This is a genomic window from Dietzia sp. UCD-THP (assembly GCF_000349585.1).
Taxonomy (GTDB): domain Bacteria; phylum Actinomycetota; class Actinomycetes; order Mycobacteriales; family Mycobacteriaceae; genus Dietzia; species Dietzia natronolimnaea_A.
The window spans coordinates 1-2873 of the sequence record NZ_AOSR01000118.1 but is presented as its reverse complement, the minus strand read 5'-3'; the positions used below and the strand labels follow the sequence as shown (position 1 = coordinate 2873).

The 2873-nt window shown below is 64.5% G+C and carries 3 protein-coding genes and 1 pseudogene; all 4 read left to right on the top strand.

The genetic code is table 11. The features are described 5' to 3' along the window. A partial coding sequence (locus H483_RS0119360; RefSeq protein ID WP_031264772.1) for a helix-turn-helix domain-containing protein occupies positions 1 to 214 on the top strand: 214 nt, incomplete at its 5' end. A 2-nt stretch (positions 215 to 216) separates the two neighbouring features. Beyond that, positions 217 to 1671 (top strand): Mu transposase C-terminal domain-containing protein, encoded by a 1455-nt coding sequence (locus tag H483_RS27280; protein WP_371204163.1) that lies wholly within the window; start codon positions 217 to 219, stop codon positions 1669 to 1671. Then, positions 1671 to 2483, top strand: coding sequence for an AAA family ATPase (locus H483_RS27275; RefSeq protein WP_017836471.1), 813 nt, complete (start codon positions 1671 to 1673; stop codon positions 2481 to 2483). The genes H483_RS27280 and H483_RS27275 overlap by 1 nt, the downstream gene beginning before the upstream one ends. A 151-nt stretch (positions 2484 to 2634) precedes the next feature. After that, positions 2635 to 2873: pseudogene (locus tag H483_RS40045) on the top strand (recombinase family protein); the annotation flags it as partial.

The window sequence follows — 2873 nt, the reverse complement described above, 5'->3', positions numbered from 1 at the left end:
AGCCGCCCGAGCCCGTGGCCGTAGAGGTGGGCGCCCACCGTTGTTGTCTGGGGACAAACTGCGCACCGCCCGCAAGCTCTACGAGCAACAAGACATGACCGTCGCCCAGATCGGCGAGGTCCCGGGGGTCAGCCGCACCACCGTCTACCGGGCGCTGCAACGCGGGGCCGACAAGCCCCCGGCTCCGCGCCGACAGAAGTCGACGACGGCGTAGCCATGAACGGGGGCGATGAACCTCAAGGTTCGATCGGCGCCCCCACTGGTGCGAAGACTGCCGCGGCCCGATGGCAGGTCCTACGCCAACACGTGGAGAGCGGGGTCCCGCTGACCCAGTTGGCCGCAGCCGAGAAGGTCGGGGAACGCACTCTGCAACGCTGGCTCGCCGCCTATAGAAAGGGCGGGATCGCCGCACTGGCTCCGGCAACGCCAGCCAAGCGTGGGCGGCGCACCCACCCAGACCTTGTGGCCTACATCGAAGGCCTGGCGCTGAGTACGCCTCGGCCGACCACCGCGTCAATCATCCGCAAGGCCGCCACGACCGCCACCCGCCGCGGATGGCCGATGGTCTCCGCGAGCACGGTGCGGTCCATCGTGACCGGTCTGGATCCCGGGATGGTGACCTTGGCTCACCAGGGTGCGGCCGCCTACCGGGACACCTACGAGTTGGTGTGGCGCCACCGAGCCGAGCGGGCCAATGCCACCTGGCAGGCCGACCACACCGAACTCGACATCCTCATCCTCGACGCCAACGGGCGGCCCGCCCGGCCGTGGCTGACCGTCATCCTCGACGACTACTCCCGGGCGGTGTGCGGCTACATGGTCTTCCTCGGCGCGCCGTCTGCGATGAACACCGCGCTGGCGTTGCGGCACGCGATCTGGCCCAAGAGCGATCCGAACTGGCCGATGTGTGGCCTGCCCGATGTGCTCTACGTCGATCACGGGACCGACTTCACCAGTCACCATCTCGCCCAGACCGCTAATGAACTGCACTTTCAGATCATCTACTCGACCATCGCCAGACCACAGGGCCGCGGCAAGATCGAGCGAATCTTCGGCACAATAAACACCGAACTCCTTGCCGAACTGCCGGGCTACCTCACCCGCGGTCAGCGGCACCCCGAGCCGGTACTGACGCTGCCCGAGCTCGACACCGCCATCGGCGAGTTCGTCAGTGCCAAGTATCACCACCGCACCCACCCGGAGACTGGCGACAGCCCCTACCGGACCTGGATCGGCGACGGGTGGCTTCCCCGCCTGCCCGAGACCGTCGATGATCTCAACCTGCTGCTGCTGACCGTGGCCAAAACGCGCATCGTCCACCGCGACGGAGTGCGCTTCCAGGGCCTGCGGTACGTCTCCCCGCTGCTGGCCGCCTACGTCAAAGAGCAGGTCGTGATCCGGTACGACCCCCGCGACATCTCCGAAATTCACGTCTTCCACAAGAACCAGTACATCTGTAAGGCCGTGGACCCCGATCACGCATCGACCACCGTCAGCCTCAAAGACATCCAGCACGCACGCGCAGCCCGCCGACGCGAGCTACGCGGCCAGATCACCGAACGCATTGCCGTCGTCACCGGCCACCAAGACCCCTCGTTTCCGGCCCCGCCGGCACCGACCCCACCAGTACAGAGGAAGACGAAGCTTCGCACCTACCTGGAGGATGACTGATGTCTCCGCAACGGTTCATCGCCACCAAACAGCACCGCAGATTCGTCGAGTTCGCCGACGCCGTACGCCGGCAACGCACCATTGGCATCTGCTACGGCCAAGCCGGGATCGGTAAAACACTGTCTGCCAGACGGTATGCGAACTGGCACAAAGCCGAGCGACTCCTCGAGGAATGGGGCCCACGCGATGACTCCGATTTCCCGATCTATGCCGCGCTGGCCAGGAAACGGACAGTCTTCTACACCCCCGCGGTCCTGAGCACTCCGCGTCAGGTCAGAGACGATCTCACCGGCCTGACGGTCCAGGTATCTGCGTGCATCGACGAGCATCTGATCAACATCGGCGAACTGCAGACGCGGCCCAGAACCCTGCGAAAGTACGTCGAGTTGATCATCATCGACGAGTCCGACCGCCTCAATGCCACCGCCCTGGAGATGGTGCGAGACCACTATGACCGCGACAACGTCGCCGTCATCCTCATCGGCATGCCCGGGATCGAGAAGAGATTCAGCCGCTACCCGCAGCTTTACAGCCGCGTCGGGTTCGCACACGAGTACCGGCCACTGAGCAAAGACGAGCTGCGATTCGTGCTCGAACGGCGTTGGCCCAAATACGGGCACCCCCTCGATCCCGACGACTTCACCGACGCTCAAGCCCTCGCCGCGATCGCACGGATCACCCGCGGCAACTTCCGCCTCGTCGACAGACTGTTCACGCAGATGGAGCGCATCATGCAGATCAACGAGCTCAGCACCATCACCGACGACGTCGTCGAAGCCGCCCGATCCACCCTCGTCATCGGCATCACCTGACACCGCCAAACGAACCTACGAAATCCCGCCAAACGAAGTTGAGAGTCACACCATCGCTGCTGTGTCACAGGGTCGAGTTCGGTAGTTATGAAACATCTTCCCGTGGGGCCTAGTATCTATTGATACAGATTCCGGGCGGAAGGGTCTTTCGATGGCTGAGCGGATCGGGACGTTGCTGAACCGTTCGGGTGATGGTGGCGAGGAGGTGCTCATCGTCAGCCGCGGGAAGGAGCGGACTCGGTTCCGGCGTCGGGACGAGTTGGGTTGGAACTTTCGGGTGGAGTCGACGGACTCGGAGAACGTCATCGAGCGGAAGCCCAAGTTAGAGCCGGATCCGAAGCCGGCTCGCCGAGTCTCGCGTCCGCGTGGGCAGCGGGTGGCGTACGTGCG

Bases quoted from the DNA above. Each gene is read 5' to 3' on its own strand.
- H483_RS27280 (WP_371204163.1), top strand. From the start codon at position 217: ATGAACGGGGGCGATGAACCTCAAGGTTCGATCGGCGCCCCCACTGGT.
- H483_RS27275 (WP_017836471.1), top strand. From the start codon at position 1,671: ATGTCTCCGCAACGGTTCATCGCCACCAAACAGCACCGCAGATTCGTC.